This window comes from Chromohalobacter canadensis (assembly GCF_034479555.1).
GTDB classification, from domain to species: Bacteria; Pseudomonadota; Gammaproteobacteria; order Pseudomonadales; family Halomonadaceae; genus Chromohalobacter; species Chromohalobacter canadensis.
Window position 1 is genome coordinate 2596024 of record NZ_CP140151.1, and the last position, 17263, is coordinate 2613286.

General features: G+C 62.7%; 16 protein-coding genes and 1 riboswitch. Of the genes, 7 read left to right on the forward strand and 9 right to left on the reverse strand.

Annotated features, from left to right (window positions below; all coding sequences use genetic code 11):
• The first annotated feature begins 23 nt into the window (after window positions 1-23).
• On the forward strand, window positions 24-2372 hold the full coding sequence (locus SR908_RS12295; protein WP_246921633.1) for a heavy metal translocating P-type ATPase: 2349 nt from the start codon (window positions 24-26) through the stop codon (window positions 2370-2372).
• A 100-nt stretch (window positions 2373-2472) separates the two neighbouring features.
• Here the strand turns inward: SR908_RS12295 and thiC are convergent, their stop codons facing one another.
• A complete protein-coding gene (gene thiC / locus SR908_RS12300) occupies window positions 2473-4392 on the reverse strand; it encodes a phosphomethylpyrimidine synthase ThiC (protein WP_246921636.1) in 1920 nt (639 codons plus the stop codon).
• Between the two features lie 79 nt (window positions 4393-4471).
• A riboswitch (TPP riboswitch) is annotated at window positions 4472-4601 on the reverse strand.
• A 123-nt stretch (window positions 4602-4724) separates the two neighbouring features.
• On the opposite strand from thiC, the gene SR908_RS12305 reads away from it, so the two are divergent.
• Window positions 4725-5606: an NAD(P)-dependent oxidoreductase gene (locus SR908_RS12305; protein ID WP_040244400.1), complete on the forward strand. Its 882-nt coding sequence runs from the start codon at window positions 4725-4727 to the stop codon at window positions 5604-5606.
• Window positions 5607-5617: 11 nt separating this feature from the next.
• Here the strand turns inward: SR908_RS12305 and SR908_RS12310 are convergent, their stop codons facing one another.
• From SR908_RS12310 to SR908_RS12320, 3 genes are all read right to left on the reverse strand, one after another.
• Window positions 5618-6796, reverse strand: a complete 1179-nt coding sequence (locus tag SR908_RS12310) for a PQQ-dependent sugar dehydrogenase (RefSeq protein ID WP_246921638.1) — start codon at window positions 6794-6796, stop codon at window positions 5618-5620.
• Window positions 6797-6859: 63 nt separating this feature from the next.
• Complete coding sequence (locus SR908_RS12315) at window positions 6860-7795, reverse strand: lysophospholipid acyltransferase family protein (RefSeq protein ID WP_378076102.1); 936 nt, start codon at window positions 7793-7795, stop codon at window positions 6860-6862.
• Window positions 7796-7884: 89 nt separating this feature from the next.
• Window positions 7885-8253, reverse strand: a complete 369-nt coding sequence (locus SR908_RS12320) for a VOC family protein (protein ID WP_246921639.1) — start codon at window positions 8251-8253, stop codon at window positions 7885-7887.
• Between the two features lie 167 nt (window positions 8254-8420).
• Between SR908_RS12320 and SR908_RS12325 the strand changes: the two genes are divergently transcribed.
• Both SR908_RS12325 and SR908_RS12330 read left to right on the forward strand, forming a co-directional pair.
• Window positions 8421-9113, forward strand: a complete 693-nt coding sequence (locus SR908_RS12325; RefSeq protein ID WP_246921641.1) for a class I SAM-dependent methyltransferase — start codon at window positions 8421-8423, stop codon at window positions 9111-9113.
• 232 nt (window positions 9114-9345) lie between these two features.
• Complete coding sequence (locus tag SR908_RS12330; protein ID WP_178997849.1) at window positions 9346-9633, forward strand: hypothetical protein; 288 nt, start codon at window positions 9346-9348, stop codon at window positions 9631-9633.
• A 102-nt stretch (window positions 9634-9735) separates the two neighbouring features.
• Here the strand turns inward: SR908_RS12330 and SR908_RS12335 are convergent, their stop codons facing one another.
• The 4 genes from SR908_RS12335 to folB all read right to left on the reverse strand — a co-directional run bounded on the left by SR908_RS12335 (window position 9736) and on the right by folB (window position 12909).
• On the reverse strand, window positions 9736-10419 hold the full coding sequence (locus tag SR908_RS12335) for a response regulator (protein ID WP_246921643.1): 684 nt from the start codon (window positions 10417-10419) through the stop codon (window positions 9736-9738).
• The gene (locus SR908_RS12340; RefSeq protein WP_246921645.1) at window positions 10416-11903 is read right to left on the reverse strand and encodes an ATP-binding protein; all 1488 of its coding nucleotides are present in this window, start codon (window positions 11901-11903) and stop codon (window positions 10416-10418) included. The genes SR908_RS12335 and SR908_RS12340 overlap by 4 nt, the downstream gene beginning before the upstream one ends.
• A 137-nt stretch (window positions 11904-12040) precedes the next feature.
• Window positions 12041-12559 carry a 2-amino-4-hydroxy-6-hydroxymethyldihydropteridine diphosphokinase gene (gene folK, locus SR908_RS12345; RefSeq protein WP_246894290.1) on the reverse strand — a complete coding sequence of 173 codons (519 nt, stop codon included), beginning with the start codon at window positions 12557-12559 and terminating at the stop codon, window positions 12041-12043.
• Entirely contained in the window at window positions 12556-12909 is a 354-nt protein-coding gene (folB, locus tag SR908_RS12350) for a dihydroneopterin aldolase (protein WP_178997858.1), read from the reverse strand. The genes folK and folB overlap by 4 nt, the downstream gene beginning before the upstream one ends.
• A 151-nt stretch (window positions 12910-13060) precedes the next feature.
• On the opposite strand from folB, the gene SR908_RS12355 reads away from it, so the two are divergent.
• Window positions 13061-13693, forward strand: a complete 633-nt coding sequence (locus SR908_RS12355; protein WP_246894289.1) for a glycerol-3-phosphate acyltransferase — start codon at window positions 13061-13063, stop codon at window positions 13691-13693.
• Here the strand turns inward: SR908_RS12355 and tsaD are convergent.
• The gene (tsaD, locus tag SR908_RS12360) at window positions 13674-14705 is read right to left on the reverse strand and encodes a tRNA (adenosine(37)-N6)-threonylcarbamoyltransferase complex transferase subunit TsaD (protein ID WP_178997862.1); all 1032 of its coding nucleotides are present in this window, start codon (window positions 14703-14705) and stop codon (window positions 13674-13676) included. The genes SR908_RS12355 and tsaD overlap by 20 nt on opposite strands.
• Window positions 14706-14937: 232 nt before the next feature.
• Between tsaD and rpsU the strand changes: the two genes are divergently transcribed.
• Together rpsU and dnaG are read left to right on the forward strand one after the other, a co-directional pair.
• On the forward strand, window positions 14938-15153 hold the full coding sequence (gene rpsU / locus SR908_RS12365) for a 30S ribosomal protein S21 (protein WP_040244373.1): 216 nt from the start codon (window positions 14938-14940) through the stop codon (window positions 15151-15153).
• A 152-nt stretch (window positions 15154-15305) separates the two neighbouring features.
• Window positions 15306-17150 (forward strand): DNA primase, encoded by a 1845-nt coding sequence (gene dnaG / locus SR908_RS12370; protein ID WP_246921647.1) that lies wholly within the window; start codon window positions 15306-15308, stop codon window positions 17148-17150.
• The last annotated feature ends 113 nt before the right edge of the window (window positions 17151-17263 follow it).

Consider the following 17263-nt stretch of genomic DNA (forward strand, 5'->3'; position numbering starts at 1 on the left):
AAGTCATCGAAAGGTACGACAGTATGCGACATTCGACTTCCAATCATCATGACCACGACCACGACCACGACCACGACCACGACCACGACCACGACCACGACCACGACCACGACCACGACCATGACGGTGGCTGCTGTGCGGGGCATGATCACGAGGCGGACGAGAACGCCGCAGTCCCTGGTGAGGGCCAGTGGGTCTGGTCGGTGGGGGGCATGGATTGCCCAAGCTGTGCCGCGAAGATTCGCGGCGCAGTGGAGCGTCTGCCCGGCGTCGACGATATTCGCGTGTCGGTGATGAACGAGACACTGTCGCTGTCGCTGGACGAAACACAGACGCCTACCGAGACGATCTCGACCAAGGTGCGTCAGTTGGGCTATGAGGCGACACTGCGCGACGCGGCGTCGAACAACGATGATGCTGCGTCGGATGAACGGGCGCGCCCGCGTTGGTATGCCACCGGCAAGGGGCGGTTGGTGCTAATGAGTGGCGCCGCGCTGGCCGCCGCAACCCTGCTGCGCCTGGCCACCACCGAGTCGGTGGCGTACTGGGGCTTTCTCGTCGCCTGCCTGATAGGGTTGGCGCCGATCGCTCGGCGGGCGTTGACCGCCGTACGGGTCGGCATGCCGTTTACCATCGAGATGCTGATGACTATCGCAGCGGGCGGTGCGCTGATCATCGGCGCCGTGGAGGAGGCGGCGCTGGTGGTGTTTCTGTTCTCGATCGGCGAGATCCTTGAGGGCGTGGCCGCCGACCGGGCCCGGGCGGGCATCCGCTCGCTGGCCGATCTGGTCCCCAGGAGTGCGCTGCTCGAGACGGACGCCGGCGAGACCCGCTCGGTCGATGCGTCGCGACTGGCGGTCGGCCAGGTCGTGGTGGTGCGTCCCGGCGATCGCATTCCCGCCGATGGCCGCATCCTCGAGGGGCATTCGGCAATCGATGAATCGCCGGTGACCGGTGAATCGGTGCCCAAGAGCAAGGCGACCGACGAGGACGTCTTCGCAGGCTCGATCAACCAGGACGCCGTGCTACGTATCCAGGTGACCCGCCCGCCCCAGGACAACACCATCGCCCGAATCATTCGCCTGGTCGAGGAGGCTCAGGAAGCTCGCGCGCCCACCGAGCGCTTCATCGACCGCTTCAGCCGGATCTACATGCCGGCCGTGGTGGGAGTGGCTCTGCTGGTCGCCCTCGTTCCACCGCTGGCCTTCGGCGGTGAATGGAGCGTATGGACCTATCGTGCGCTGGCGCTGCTGTTGATCGGCTGCCCTTGCGCACTGGTGATCTCGGTGCCGGCGTCGATCGCTTCGGCGCTATCGGTGGGCACACGTCGCGGCCTGCTGCTCAAGGGGGGCGCGGTGATCGAGGCGACCGCCAAGGCCAGCATGGTGGCCTTCGACAAGACCGGGACCCTAACCGCCGGGCGCCCGGTAGTCACCGATGTCGTCCCCGCTGACGAAACGAAAGATGCCGATGCCGTCGTCACGCTGGCTGCGAGTCTCGAGCAGGGGTCCAGCCACCCGCTGGCCGAGGCGATCCTCCAGCGCGCCCAGGAGCAAGGGCTGGCGTTGACCCGGGTGAGCGAGGCGAAGGCCATTGCCGGGCACGGCGTCGAGGCGCGTATCGACACACGGCGGGCGTTTGTCGTCTCCCCGCGCTATGCCACTGATCTAGGGGTGCTTCCCGAGTCCCTGGCGGCATCCATCGCCGCTCTCGAGGAGTCCGGCAAGACCACCGTTGTGGTAATCGACGGCGACACGGCGACGGGCCTGATCGCGCTGCGCGACGAGCCCCGTGAGGATGCCACGGCGGGGGTGCGCGCGCTGTCGGCGATGGGAGTGCGCTCGGTGATGCTGACCGGCGACAACCCGCGTACCGCCGCGGCGATCGCCGATACCATCGGCCTCGAGTATCGTGCCGGGCTGCTGCCCGATGACAAGGTCACCATGATCCGCGAATTCACCGAGCGCGAGCGCGTGATGATGGTCGGCGACGGTATCAACGATGCCCCGGCACTGGCCACGGCACACGTCGGTGTGGCAATGGGCTCGGGGACCGATGTAGCGCTGGAGACCGCCGATGGCGCGTTGCTGCGCAACCGGGTGGGCGACGTCGCGGCGATGATCGGTCTGGCCCGCGATACCATGGCCAACATCCGTCAAAACATCACCATCGCGCTGGGCCTGAAGGCGGTTTTCCTGATTACTACGGTACTGGGAATCACCGGGCTGTGGCTGGCGATCCTCGCCGACACCGGGGCGACCGTGTTGGTCACGCTGAATGCGTTGCGCCTGATGCGTGCCCGGCCCGATGCCAAGACGTCGAAGACACAGACGCCGACGCAGACACTCGCCGGCTCGTCGGCCGGTGTCTGAACAGGGACTCGCTGCCAGGTACGGCAAAACGCGGTAAAAAAGGAGAACGCTCAATGAGCGTTCTCCTTGCTGTGTGGGCTGGACCAGCGCGCCCCGACGATCACACCTTCCGGTAGAGTTCGGCCCCCTCGCGGCGGAACTTCACGGCCTGCTCCTCCATACCTTTCATGGCCGCCTCCACGTCGCCCTCGAGGTCGTTGTCCCTGGCCTCGTCCTTCAAGCTGGCCCCGTTGTTCAAGAAAGAGTCGCGAACCTCATGGCTGATCTTCATCGAGCAGAACTTGGGCCCGCACATCGAGCAAAAATGCGCGACCTTGGCGGAATCCTTGGGTAGTGTCTCGTCGTGGTATTCCCGCGCGGTATCCGGGTCGAGCCCCAGGTTGAACTGATCCTCCCAGCGGAATTCGAAACGCGCTTTGGACAGCGCGTTGTCGCGGCGCTGGGCGGCCGGATGCCCCTTGGCCAGGTCGGCGGCATGCGCGGCGATCTTGTAAGTGATGATGCCGGTCTTGACGTCGTCCTTGTTGGGCAGACCGAGGTGCTCCTTGGGCGTGACATAGCAGAGCATGGCGCAGCCGTACCAGCCGATCATCGCCGCGCCGATGCCGGAGGTGATGTGATCGTAACCGGGGGCGATATCGGTCACCAGCGGCCCCAGCGTGTAGAAGGGCGCTTCATCGCAGCATTCGAGCTGCTTGTCCATGTTCTCCTTGATCAGGTGCATCGGCACGTGGCCGGGGCCTTCGATCATCACTTGAACGTCATGCTTCCAGGCGATCTTGGTCAGCTCGCCCAAGGTTTCCAATTCGGCGAACTGCGCGGCATCGTTGGCATCGGCCACCGAACCGGGGCGTAGGCCATCGCCCAGCGAGAACGCCACATCGTAGCGCTTGCAGATCTCGCAGATATCCTCGAAGTGAGTGTAGAGGAAACTCTCTTCATGATGATAGAGACACCACTTGGCCATGATCGAGCCGCCTCGGGAAACGATGCCGGTGACACGCTCGGCGGTGAGCGGCACGTAGCGCAGCAAGACGCCGGCATGAATGGTGAAGTAATCCACACCCTGTTCGGCCTGCTCTATCAAAGTGTCGCGAAAGATCTCCCAATTCAGGTTTTCGGCGACGCCACCGACCTTCTCTAGAGCTTGGTAGATGGGCACGGTGCCGATGGGTACCGGGGCGTTGCGGATGATCCACTCACGCGTTTCGTGGATGTTGGCGCCGGTGGATAGATCCATGATGGTATCCGCTCCCCAGCGGATGCCCCAGGTCATTTTGTCGACCTCGTCTTCAATGGACGAGCTCACTGCCGAGTTACCCAAGTTGCCGTTGATCTTCACCAGGAAGTTGCGACCGATGATCATCGGCTCGGATTCGGGATGGTTGATGTTGCAGGGGATGATCGCGCGTCCTGCGGCTACCTCGTCGCGCACGAATTCCGGCGTGATTTCCTCGGGTAAACGCGCACCGAACCCTTCACCTGGATGCTGTTGATCGAGGATGCGTTCAACCTCGTCGCTTCCCAACGCTTGGAGACGCTGGTTTTCGCGGATGGCGATGAATTCCATTTCAGGTGTCACGATGCCCTGGCGGGCGTAATGGAGCTGGGTGACGTTACGATCTTTCTTACCGCGCCGTGGCGCGCGGGTCAGCTCGAAGCGCAACCGAGCGAGCATGGGGTCGTTGGCGCGACGTCGGCCGTATTCGGAGGTGGGGCCGTCGAGGCATTCGGTGTCGTCGCGTGCATCGATCCAATGGCGTCTCAGTTCCGTTAGCCCCTTGCGCAGGTCGATCTTCGTGTTGGGATCTGTGTAGGGGCCGGAGGTATCGTAGACCAGCAGGGATGGGTTCTCCTCATCCTGGCCGGAGGTGCGGGTCGGCGACAGCGATATCTCACGGAAGGGGACGCGGATGTCCGCACGTGAGCCTTCTACGTATATTTTGCGCGAGCCGGGTAGCGTCTGAATGGCGTTCTCATCGACGCGGGCAGTGTCGGAAAGAAATTGCGGTGATGTCATATGTGCTCCAGGGCGAGACTTGGGTCAAGCCGGCGCACAGCGCAGGAGGGGGAAACCGGCATGGGCGTGTTTTCGTATCGCGCGGTTTCCGCTTGATCCCTACGCCGGTACTAGCCGGATCAGGTTCGTCGGGATCCGTCGTGGCGCCCGCTTTGATGGCGAACGCAGGACGATCTCAGCCGGTTCCACCGGCACCCCGTCAAGCTGTCGTCTAGAGTCTAGCAAGGTATCGCCCGAATGAAATCCCCCTGTGCGATGCGTGCGACGGACGAGACGTCAAACCCTTGTTTGCATGCTAATGTTCAGGGGAGGCCACCAAAGGAGAGCTGAACATGAAAGTTGGATTTATTGGTCTGGGAGCCATGGGGCGTGGCATGGCGCAGCAGTTACTCGAGGCAGAGCATGATGTGACGGTGTGGAACCGTTCCCCGGAGGCTGCCGAGGCGCTCGCCGAGCAGGGCGCCAAGATCGCCAAGAAACCGGCCGACGCGGCGCGGTGTGAGGTGCTGGTGAGCATGCTGGCGGACGATCAGGCAGCGCATCAGGTGCTGGTCGAAAGCAAGGCCATCGAGGCGATGAAAAAGGGCAGCGTTCACGTCAACATGGCTACGGTGTCGGTGGCTTTCGCGCGCGGTATGGCGGCGCTTCACGAGCGCCTAGGCGTGGGCTATGTTGCCGCGCCGGTGCTCGGGCGGCCGGATGTGGCGGCGTCGGGTAAGCTCAATATCATTGCCGCCGGTGAACCGTCCCAAATCGAGCGGGTCAGACCCGTGCTAGACGCCATGGGGCAAGCCGTATGGCCTTTGGGAGCATCACCCGAGCGTGCCAACGTGGCTAAAATAGCCGCCAATTTCATGCTTGCCAGTGCCATCGAATCGATGGCCGAGGCCTCGACACTGACCCGCGCGTACGGCATCGAGGCCAGCGATTTCCTCGATATCGTCACCAACACGCTGTTTGCCTCGCCGGCCTATCAGGGCTACGGCAAGATGATCGCCGAGGCACGCTTCGAGCCCGCCGGGTTCACGATGCGGCTTGGCCACAAGGATGTCGGGCTGGCCTTGAGTGCGGGTGATGAGCAAAACGTCGCCTTGCCACTGGGCAGTGCGGTGCGCGATCGCCTGCTCGACGCCCTGGCCAACGGCGATGGCGAAAAGGACTGGTCGGGGCTCGCCGAGGTTGCCGCGCGCCAGGCGCATCTGGATAAGCGCTAGACGTTCTCGGTTCAGGGCGTCAGGCGGTACAACCCGGTATCGCCATCGTCGGCGGTGAAATAAAGCGCGCCTTCGCGGTAGGCGATACCGGCGGGGCGTGCCCAGCGCTCTCCATTTGCCGCTTGGAAGCCGCTGACCAGATCGACCACGTCGCCTGGATGACCGCCATTCGTGAGTCGAATGCCGACGATCTTGGGCGGTCGGCGAGAGGCGCGGCCTTCCGAGGCCTGTGTCGCCCAACTGCCATGAATGGCGGTGACCATGTCCACCTGCCAGGGGTTGCCCTCGGGTAGGAAGGTCAGGCCAATAGGGGCGCTACGCGCGGCGAAGGTCGCCACCGGTGGCGTAAGCGTGTCGTGCGCGGCAGGCGGCGCCGAGTCGATGCACTCATCGCGCTGCCACTCGCCCTCATTCCATTGATACCACGGCATGCCGTGAAAGCTCCCTGATTCGGCGCGCACTAGCAATTCGGGCGGGGCTTCATAACCCCAGTGGTCGGGGCCGTTGTTGTTGAGATATAGATCCCCTTGTGGACTCCAGGCCATGCCGATGGGGTTGCGCAACCCGCTGACGTAGGGCATCCATTCGGGCGCCTCATGCGTGGGATCGAGCGCCATCACGCCGCCGCGCCGGTCCTCGAACGCAACGTCTTCGGCGATGCGTTGCGCCGAGCAGTTGCCTTGAAGGCCGAGCGCGACATAAAGCCTGCCATCAGGTCCGACGGATAGCGAACGCGAGGCGTGGCCGCTACCGCCGGGCAAGTCGGCGACGCGCTCGAAATCTATCTCCGTGACATCCTGCCCCGGCGTATATGCCGTGCGATAGAGACGCTCGGTGGTCGCTACGTACAAGTAGCCTTCGTGGACCACGGCACTATGCGGGTAACCGGACAGCGGGATTTCCGCATCGATACGCTCGTAAGGCGGTTGCAGACGATACAGGCGCCCCGCCTGGGAGCCGATGAACATCTCATCCTTGGGACCAAAGCTGATCAGTCGGGGCGCGCGTAGCGCGACCTGCTTATCGAGCGTGGCACCGTCGGGGACATTGGCCCGTTCCGCGTTGCCGGCAACCTCCACTGGCGTCAGTGCCTGGGCTTGCCCGGAGGCGATCATCATGGCGCCCAACCACAGGCCGGCAAGCGCCGGCGCGCTTCGCCTCAGTGCATGGGTAGTGTGGCGAACGATCATGCACGACTCCTCGAGAAATTCTCTGGAGCAGTGTAGACAACAATCAGCGACGCGTCTGAGAGCTCAGTAGATGCGAAAGCGTTTGAAGTCGGGGTGTTTGGCAGCTTGTTGCGGGGTCTTGCGGAAGCGCTTGTATTCCCACTGATACTGAGCGGGTTCCAGGGCGATGGCGTGTTCCACGCTGGCGTTGACGCCAGTGGCGGAGAGTGTCTCGTCGCGTGAGTAGACGCGTTCATCGGCGGCGAGGAAGTGCAGCGCGAAGCCCTCGCCGTCGGGGAGGCGTTTCGCCACACCGGTGACGACACGCGCCTCGGTGCGCGCCACGAGCTTGGGCAGCAAGGTAGCGGTATAGGCCGGGCGTTGGAAGAAATCGGCAAAGACGCCGCTACCCCAGCTCGGTTCTTGGTCGGGAAGAATCCCCACCGCCTCGCAGCGCTTGAGAGCCTTGAGCAGTGAGGCGACACCGCGTGGATTGGTGGGCACCAATTGCGCCCCCATGCGTTCGCGGCCATACCGGATCACCGGGTCGAGGGCGTCGATCTTGGGAGGCTCGTACATGGCGGTGAACGGGAAGTGGCTAGAGAGCCAGAAGTTGAGCACTTCCCAGTTACCGTAATGCGGTGCCAGCACGATGACGCCTCGTCCCTCTGCACGGGCGTCGTCGAGTAGTTCGCGGCCGTGCACGGCGCGGATCGAGGCCTCCACGCGCTCTGGGGCGGCCATCCACGCAAAGCCCAGCTCGAGCATGGTGGCCGAGGAGTGTGTCAGGCTGTCCCGTGTCAGGCGCCGTTGCTGACGTGTCGGCATCTGCGGATAGACGTGTCTGAGGTTGATGCGCGTCACATCACGTTCACGGCGACTGAAGGTGAGAATCAGCGGGCCGACCAGACGAGCCAGCTGCCACAGCCGGTGCGGTGTCAAGCGTGCCAGGGTGCGCCACAGCAGGGCGATGGCGCGTGCGCGTAAAGGAGAAGAAACGTCTTCGGACATCGAGCTCATGGCATCATCGGTTACGGCGGACGATAGGGCCCGTATTATACAGATCGCGCGGCGTATGCCTGCCCGCGCGGGCGTACAATCTCATCTCTTCAGCGGCGCCGTGGTCGGGAAATCTCAATCAGGTTGCCATCGGGATCGCGTACATGAAGCGTCTCGGTGGGCTGCTGTTCATCGGGCCCTTTATCCAGCGGTACCCCAAGTACCTCGAGGTGTGTCTTCACTTCCGCCAGCGGCAGGGCACTACGAAAGCCCAGGGCCTGGCGGCCCGGCGGGACGGTATGAGGATTGCCGGACGTTGCCTGGGGGGCATGTAGGCGCAAGGCGAAGTCATCCAGGTAGAGGTCGGTGCGTGTCGCATCGTGGTAGCGTGCCTCGAGCCCCAGTACGCGTGTGTAGAAATCGATGCTGCGCTCGAGGTCGGTGACGTTTACCACCAGATGGTCGATGGCATTGAGCATGGCGAATTGTCCAAAAAGTGACGGTCGGCCCCAAGGGGGAAGGACATCATGCACGTTCGAGGCGGTCTGCATCCAGTCGAAAGATACACGCGTGCGTATTCGTGAGAGTGTCTGCCGGTGAGTACTCGCCGTCGGGCCGGTCAATCTATGCAGTCATGTGAGGCCCAATGACGACACCATCTATATCACCGGCCGTTACGCCTGCGTGCCCCCTGTGTGCCGCGTCGCACAGCGTGCCCTCACCGGGTGCGCCGCCACGCACCTATTATCGCTGCCCGGCGTGCGCCTTGATCTTCGTCGCTCCCGAGGAGCGCCCCACGGCCGAAGAAGAGCGCGCGGTCTACGACCTCCACGAGAACACGCCCGAAGACCCAGGCTATCGCCGCTTTTTGGCACGCTTGTGCGACCCCTTGCTGGCGCGTCTGCCGCCTGCCTCGCAAGGGCTCGATTTCGGATGTGGGCCAGGACCGACATTGTCGTTGATGATGGAAGATGCTGGGCATCGCATGACGGTCTTTGATCCTTTCTATGCGCCGTATCCTGAACGTCTGGCGCGGCATTACGACGTCATCACCGCCAGTGAAGTGGTGGAGCATCTGCATGCGCCAGGGCAGGTATTGGCCGACTTGATCGCGCGGCTACGTCAAGGAGGCTGGCTGGGCATCATGACCCAGCGCAGCGATGGCGTCACCGACCTTACGCGCTGGCGTTACATGCGTGATTCGACGCATGTCTGCTTCTTCTCCAAGCGCAGTTTTGACTACCTCGCCGAACAACACGGGCTGACGGTGACGTTCCCGCGTGATGATGTGGTGCTCTTGCAGCGGGCGTCGGGCGGTTTCGATTACGAAAAGCATTAGGCATTCACGCATAAGAGCATATCTTTTTTGTGCTCAGGGGACTGGTGGGGGTGTGATTTTAATGCTCCATTAAGCGCCTTAAGAAGGAAAAGCAACTGCATTATGACTTTTTGCGGCATATAGGTTTCGGCTATAGGCGCGATTGGTAAATCTGTTATTGCGTTTATTGTTAGCTTGCTATATATTTTACTCAACGTTCGCAAGCGAACATGAACACGCAAGGAGATTCATCATGCAAGTACGTACCCTTATTGCCGCCGTCGCCCTCGCCGCTCTGCCGGTTGCCGCTCAAGCTAGCATTGCCTCTGCAGAAGCGCTGCACGTCAATCACGAGTCACTGCAGGCCAACCAGGGTGCCGATCAGGCATCCGTGAGCTTCCAGCAGCTCGATACTTCGGGCGCCGACAGTTTTGGCGTCGCCAAGGCTCGGCACTACATTTCAGTGCATAACACCAAGCAGACCGACCTGCCCAGCGATACACAGGAGCAGCAGCAGATCGGTCATCGCGCGGATTGGTAAGGTGCTGATTGACGGTGTCGCCAAGGCGCCGTCTGAACGGATATGCAAAAGCCACCCGCCTTTCGAGGCGGGTGGCTTTTTATTGTGTTGCTGGTAGGGGATTCAAGCGTCGGGCTGGTACTTGTACCCGACACTGTAGACGGAGCGGATGATGTCGCGCTCGGGATAGGCGTCGGCAATCTTACGGCGCAATTTCTTGACGTGACTGTCTACGGTGCGCTCGGAGACGATGCGGTGGTCGCGATACATGTGGTCCATCAGTTGATCGCGGGAGAAGATCCGTCCCGGGGCGTGCATCATGACCTTGAGCAACTGAAATTCGACGGCGGTCAGACCGAGGTCGTGTCCTTGGGCCAGCGCACGCCAGCCATCTTCGTCGAGGTGTAGGGGTGGGGCGCTGGCCGAGTCCTCATGGCGTGGTTGCAGGCGGCGTAATACGGCCTTGATCCGCGCCACGACCTCGCGCGGGCTGAATGGCTTGCAGATATAGTCGTCGGCGCCCAGCTCCAGGCCGAGGAGCCGGTCGATCTCCTCGACCCGGGCGGTCAACATGATCACGGGCAGCGAGGGATGATCTTCGTTGATGTGTCGGCACAGCGTCAGGCCATCGGTGCCGGGCAGCATCAGGTCGAGCAATACCAGTGCGGACGCGTTGCCGTTTAGCCAGGGCATGACCTCGTCGCCGTGGGCGAGATGGTGCGTGGCGTAGCCGCTTTGCTGAAGGTAGTCGGCGACCAGGCGGGCGATCTTGGGTTCGTCTTCAACGATCAGGATGGGGTCGGTCATGAGGGGCTCCAGCTGGCCTTGGGGGCGTCGTGATCGAGGGTGTCGTCGGCGTGGCGCAGGGGGAAGACGAGTGTCCAGCGCAACCCGCCGAGCGGCGAGGAAGACGGGGTCAATGTGCCGCCGTGCGCGTTGACGAGCGCGCTGGCGATCGCTAGCCCCAGGCCGCTGCCGCCGCTGCGACGGTTGCGCGAGCCCTCGACACGGTACAGACGCTCGGTCAGGCGTGGTTGTGCCTCCTCGGCAACGCCCGGGGCGCTGTCTTCCCAGGTCAGGCACAGATGATCGGAATGGCGCTCGAGACGTATGCGCAACTGGCCCGGGGCGTCGGTGTAGGCGCAGGTGTTGCTCAACAGATTATTCCACAATTGGCGCAGCCGCTGTGGATCGCCGTGAATCGGCGCCGGAGCGGTGCCGATTTCTGTCTCCAGCGCGATGCCGCGTGTATTCAGCCAGCCATGTGCCTCGTCGAGTCGCGCCCTCAGCGTATCCGCCAGATCGTGCGGGGCCAGGTAGATATCCAGGGCGCCCGCATCACTCTGGGCGAGCAGGCGTAGATCGTCGACCAGACGTTCGAGTTGAGTCACCTCCTGGGCGAGCGAGGCGAGCGTCTCGCCGCCAAGCGGGCGCACGCCGTCCTCGATCGCTTCGATCTCGCCGCGCAACACAGCCATTGGTGTGCGCAATTCATGGGCGATGTCAGCGACCCACTGCTGGCGGTTACGTCGATTGGCCTCCAGCGTCTCGGCGAGCACGTTGAAGTCGGCGGACAGGCGGGAAAGCTCGTCGTGGCCACGTTCGGGAAGACGCACGGCGAAGTCGCCCTGGGTCATGCGGCGGGTCGCCGCGGTCATGTCACGGGCACGCCGCCCCAGCCACCAGGCGAGGCCCGCGGCGAGCAGTAGCGAGGCCATCGAGAGTGAAGCGACGATGATCGTCATGTTGCGCAACTGACGCTGCAGGAAGATACGGTCCATGCGTGCCATCAGTTGCGCAGGGGGGAGGTAGCCGAGACGGCCGACGACCTTTCCTTGATGCTCGATGTCGATAAAGCGGGGCTGCGGAGGCGGTTCCGCATCGGAAGGTGATTTGCCGGGTGGCAGTGGGCGGCCGATGATGGCGTCGCCCTCGGCATCGAGTACCACGAAATCCCGCGCATCGCTCAATTCGCGGTCGATGCCGCTGGGCGGTTGGCGTTCGCCTGGCCAGAGTTGGTTACGTACCATGCGATGCCAGGCGCGTGGATCGTCGCGTAGCCAATGCCAGTTGCCATGTTCCTGCCAGCGTTCGGCGAGCGCGGTGGCTAGGGTGTCGGCACGATTGGCTTGGGTGCGTTCCAAGTAGTCGATGAAGCCTTGGTCGAGGCTGCGGGCAATGAGCAGGAAGCTCATGCCACCGATCAATACGTTGGTCAGCAGGATGGCGGCGAACAGCTTGAGGCTGATGCGCGCCATGCGAGGACGCTTGAAACGTAGCCGATGTTTCATGAGGCGACTCTTGATCTACGAAACGGCCGTGGCGCGGGCGCATGACCGCAGGATGAGCTCATCATGCAGGACGCCCGCGCAAGAAACCGTCACGCAATGTGCAAGCAGTGTGCATCACGCGGCTCGGTCCCGGGATGTCAATCCGGATGTGAGAGCGTACGGCCACGCCAAGTGAAGGACACGGGCCATAGGTGTTGGTCGCCGTTCGTGAACGCGGCCCACAGCGCGGCATAGGAGGTTCCCACCTCAGGATGCGGCGTCTCCGGCAACAACTCGGCGAGTGGCCGCAGCACGAATGCATGTTGGAGGATTTCGTCACGCGGGAGGTCGACGCCTTCGATATGGCCGCATCGGTCGCCCACCGTGAGCAGGTCGATATCCAGGGTGCGTGGGCTGAACTTGGGGCTACCCGGTAGGCGCCCGTTGTCGGCTTCGACCCGTTTGCACCAGGCTTGCAGCTCGCCGACCGTGAGGGTGGAGTGGAACGCTGCGACAAGATTGTAAAAATTGCGCCCGTCCTCGAAGCCGACCGGTTCGCTTTCGAAGACGCGCGATACCTGCACGTCTCCGAAGGTGTCGGTGAGGGCGTCGAGACAGGCAAGAACGTGGCGCTCGCGATCGATATTGCTGCCGATGCTGACGGTCACCTGTGTCATTCCTGCCCCCGCGTGATACGTACGCCCACGCTGGCGGCATTGGCAACCGCACCGGGTTTGCGGACGGTCAGGCTGAGCCGGGCGATGGTGAATTCTTGGCGCAAAGTCTCGGCCAGGCGTTCGGCAAAGGTTTCGACCAGCGCGAACTGATGGGCCTCGGCGAATTCGCCGATACGTGCGCTGATGGCGGCGTAGTCGAGCGTCTGTTGGATATCGTCTCGCTGTGCGGCGGGGCGAATGTCGGTCGCCAGTTCGAGATCCAGCCGCAGCCGCTGGCGAAGGGTGCGTTCCCAGTCGTAGACACCGATGACGGTATCCACTTCCAGTGCCTCGATCAGCACGTGATCCACGGCGTATCCTCATTAGGTCGGACATTGATGCGGCGAAGCCCGGTCAGCGCTTCGCGGCGTCGCAAACCTTAGATTGTACGTCATGGAGGTGGCAGAATCATGGGCGGGGCCTATGCATCGGTGTCGCCCACGCCATGAGGGAGTCCAACCCATGTCTCCAGTCTTGCCCGTCGCTGCCTTGGTGGTGGCCGGCTATCTAAGCGGATCGCTGCTTGGCGCCGTCTGGGTGTGTCGTGCGCTGGGGCGTCGCGATCCGCGTTACGCGGGATCGCGCAACCCCGGATTTTCGAATGTTTTGCGTGTGCATGGGGCGGTGCCGGCCGCCTTGACCCTGACGGTCGATGCGGTCAAAGCCATGCCGGTGCTCTGGGTGGCGCAACGTGAGGCGTTGCCGTTGTGGCTACAAGGCGCGGTGGGATTGTCGGTGTTAGTGGGACACAGCTATCCAGCGTGGCATCGTGGACGCGGTGGAAAAGCCGTGGCCAGTGCCTTTGGTGTACTACTGATGATCGCGACGCCGGTGGCCTGGGTATGCGCTCTATGCTGGGCCATCTTGGCGTGGCGCTCGCGTACTGCGGCGGTGGCGTCGCTGGCTGCGGCTTTGCTCGCCCCGTTGGCTAGCTATTGGCTAGCGCGCGAGGCGACGCTGGTCGTGAGCGTCTTCTCAGCGTTGGTGTTGGTGCGCCATGCCTGGAATATTCGCCGCTTGGGGCAGGGCGGTGAGCCGGGGCTTGCACGCTCCTCGCGCGAAGAAGATGGTGACGTCAGACCGCCGGAGGGGTGAGCGTTGCTAGTGGCCAGCGTGGCGTCGCCTGCATGGTCGCGTCGTCGCGCTCACCGGCGAGCAAGCGTTGTGCCCCGACGTAGGCGATCATCGCGCCGTTATCGGTGCAGAAGCGTCCACGTGGATAGAACGCCTGCGCCTGGCGTTTAGCGGTGGCATGGTCGAGACGCTCGCGCAAGCGGTGATTGGCGCTGACGCCGCCGGCCACCACGAGACGCTTGAGCCCCGTGGCATCGAGGGCGCGACGACATTTGATGACCAGCGTGTCGACGACGGCTTCCTCGAAGGCGCGCGCGATATCGGCTCGGTCCTGATCGCTGAGGGGGCCGGCTTCCTGAAGCTTTCGGGCGGTGGTCAGGGTATGTGTCTTGAGCCCGGAGAAGCTGAAGTCGAGTCCCGGGCGATCGGTCATGGGGCGCGGGAAACGAAACCGGTTGGGGTCGCCGCGTTCGGCGAGCTTGGCCACCTGTGGGCCACCGGGATAGGGCAGGTCGAGCATCTTGGCGGCCTTATCGAAGGCTTCGCCTGCGGCATCGTCGACCGACTCGCCGAGCAAGCGATAGCGTCCGAGTCCGTGTACTTCGACGAGTTGGGTGTGCCCACCCGATACCAGTAGGGCTACGAAGGGAAAGTCGGGCGGCGTGTCCTCGAGCATCGGCGCCAGTAGATGTCCTTCCATGTGGTGCACGCCGAGTACCGGGATGTTCCAGGCACGCGCCAGGCCGTGCGCGGTCGAGGCACCCACCATCAAGGCGCCGACAAGCCCGGGCCCGGCCGTGTAGGCGATGGCGTCGAGTTCAGCACCGTCAAGCGCGGCCTCGTCGAGCACCTGGCGAATCAGTGGCAGCAATTTGCGAGTATGATCGCGCGAAGCGAGCTCTGGCACCACGCCGCCGAAGTCGGCATGCATCGCCATTTGGCTATGCAGCGCATCGGCGATCAGGCCGCGCTCGGTATCGTAGATGGCGACGCCAGTTTCGTCGCAGGAGGTCTCGATGCCCAATACCCGCATGTGTCGTCATTTCCCCGCTATCCCATGAAGCCCGCCATTCTACGCCTTTCGCGGCGTGCGTGGCAGGGGCCGTCAGGTAAAGGCTTTGCAAAGCAATCTTACGGCGACTAGAATACTGTGTTCTGCAAGACTGGGTCGTGCACTCGTCATGCCGTTGGCAATCGCTAAACATGGGCTGGCTGGGTGTGCGTTCAATCCGAACTCATCTTTCCTAAAGGTAGGTGATTGGTTAATGCCTTCTGTAAAAGTACGTGATAACGAGCCGTTCGACGTCGCTCTGCGGCGTTTCAAACGTTCTTGCGAAAAAGGCGGCGTTCTCTCCGAAGTCCGTCGTCGTGAGACTTATGAAAAGCCCACCGCAGTGCGCAAGCGCAAGGCTGCTGCGGCGGTCAAGCGTCATGCCAAGAAGCTGCAGCGCGAGCGCAAGCGTTTCGAACGGCTGTATTGATCCGTACTAGAAGCGGCCTAGGTCGCTTCTAAGAGGGACGCCAAGCGGCTGCCATCAGGTGGCCGCTTGTTTTTCTCACCCCGCTGTTTCCGCGCTGCCTGGCTCCGTGATTTCCGCGATACAGACAACGTTTCGTCGAGCGCTTCCCCGCCATGGCTGGACAGATACCTCAACGCTTCATCGATGATTTGCTGGCTCGCACCGACGTGGTCGAGATCGTCGGCGAGCGCGTTCAGCTCAAGAAGGCCGGTCGCAACTACTCGGGCCTTTGTCCCTTCCATCAGGAAAAATCGCCATCGTTTACCGTCAGTGCCGAGAAGCAGTTCTATCACTGTTTCGGTTGCGGCGTGCACGGCAATGCGCTGCGCTTCTTGATGGAGTTCGATCATCTGCGCTTTCCCGAGGCGATCGAGCAGTTGGCGTCGCGGTTGGGCCTGGACGTTCCGCGTGAAGGCGATGACGATCCACGTGCCCAACAGCGCGAGCAGCGTCGAGAAGAAGCGGTCAACTTGCTCGAGTTGTCGGCGAGCTTCTTCCGAGAGCGCTTGGTGATGGCCGAGGGGAGTGACGCTCGTGATTATCTCGAGCGGCGCGGGTTGTCCGAAGATATCGTGCGTGAGTTCGGGATCGGCTTCGCTCCAGACAAGTGGGAGGCGCTCAAACGCCATTTGGGTGAGCGTGGCATCAGCGATGCCGTACAGATCGAATACGGGCTGCTGGTGCATCGCGAAGACTCTGGGCGCAGCTATGATCGCTTTCGCAATCGGGTGATGTTTCCGATCCGCGATTGGAAAGGACGCACCATTGCCTTCGGTGGTCGCGTGCTCGGCGACGCCAAGCCCAAGTACCTTAACTCGCCCGAGACGCCGGTTTTCCACAAGGGGCGTGAGCTATATGGCCTCTACGAAGCGCGTCAGGCCAACGCACGGCTGGAACGTATGCTGGTCGTCGAGGGTTACATGGATGTCGTGGCGTTGGCCCAGTTCGGGATTCGCAACGCCTGTGCCACCTTGGGGACCTCGCTTAGCGAAGATCATTTGCAGCGTTTGTTCCGCTTGGTGGGTGAGGTGGTGTTTTGTTTCGATGGCGACCAGGCCGGTCGGCAGGCGGCACACCGCGCACTGGAGACGGTGCTGCCGTCGATGATCGACGGTCGCCAAGTGCGCTTTCTGTTTCTTCCCGAAGGCGAAGATCCGGACACCCTGATACGGCGAGAAGGCACCGAGGCCTTCGAGAATCGTGTGCTATGTGCCGCACCTCTTTCGGAGTTTCTCTTCGATCAGGCGGCCGAGGGGCGCGACCTCAAGCATATCGAAGAGCGTGAGCGTTTCGTTACCACGGTATTGCGCGCCTTGGAACGTCTGCCTGAGGGCGTTTTGAAATCGCTGTTGCTGCGCGAACTATCGCAGCGCACGGGCGTCGAACAAGCGAACTTCCAGGCATTGCTGGCACGTGCCGATAAGGCGCATGGCGCCCAAGATTCTGGCTTCGTCGAGGTGCAGGAGGGAGCGCCTTCTGAGGCCGCGCCTCAGCGAGAGGGCGCATCGAATGAGCGTCGTGGCACTCTGAGCCTCGTCGGTCGTTTGCTGCATTTATTGGTGCATGAGCCTGGCTTGGTAGGGCGTTTGCCCGAGTCGCTCGACTGGTGCCCTGACGACGAGGGCGATGGCGCGCTGTGCCACGAAGTGGTGCGTTTGATCCGTGCGGGAGGCTACCGCAACGCCCAAGTCTTGCTGGCGCATTTTCATGGTACGCCCGAAGGTGAGCGACTAGCCTGGCTGGCGCGTCGGGAACTCTTGATGCCGCGCGACGCACGCGGCATCGAGGTGGAAGGCCTGGTCGAGGGGTTGCGTCAACGTCATTCGCAGCGTTCGCCGCAGGAAGAATATGACGCCTTGTTGGCCCGGATGCAGGCAGGCGAGTCTCTGTCTAGAGAGGAGCGTCAGCAGTTGAACGAGCTGCTGATGGAATTGAAGGGCGGTGCTCGCTCAGTATGACGGTCGTGGGGAAGATGCCTGCCGCGACGGGTTGAATTGGCGCAAAACGTCGCCATTTACTAGGCAATATCGAAAAGGGTAGCCGAACACACTAGCACACCTGGATGACAAGA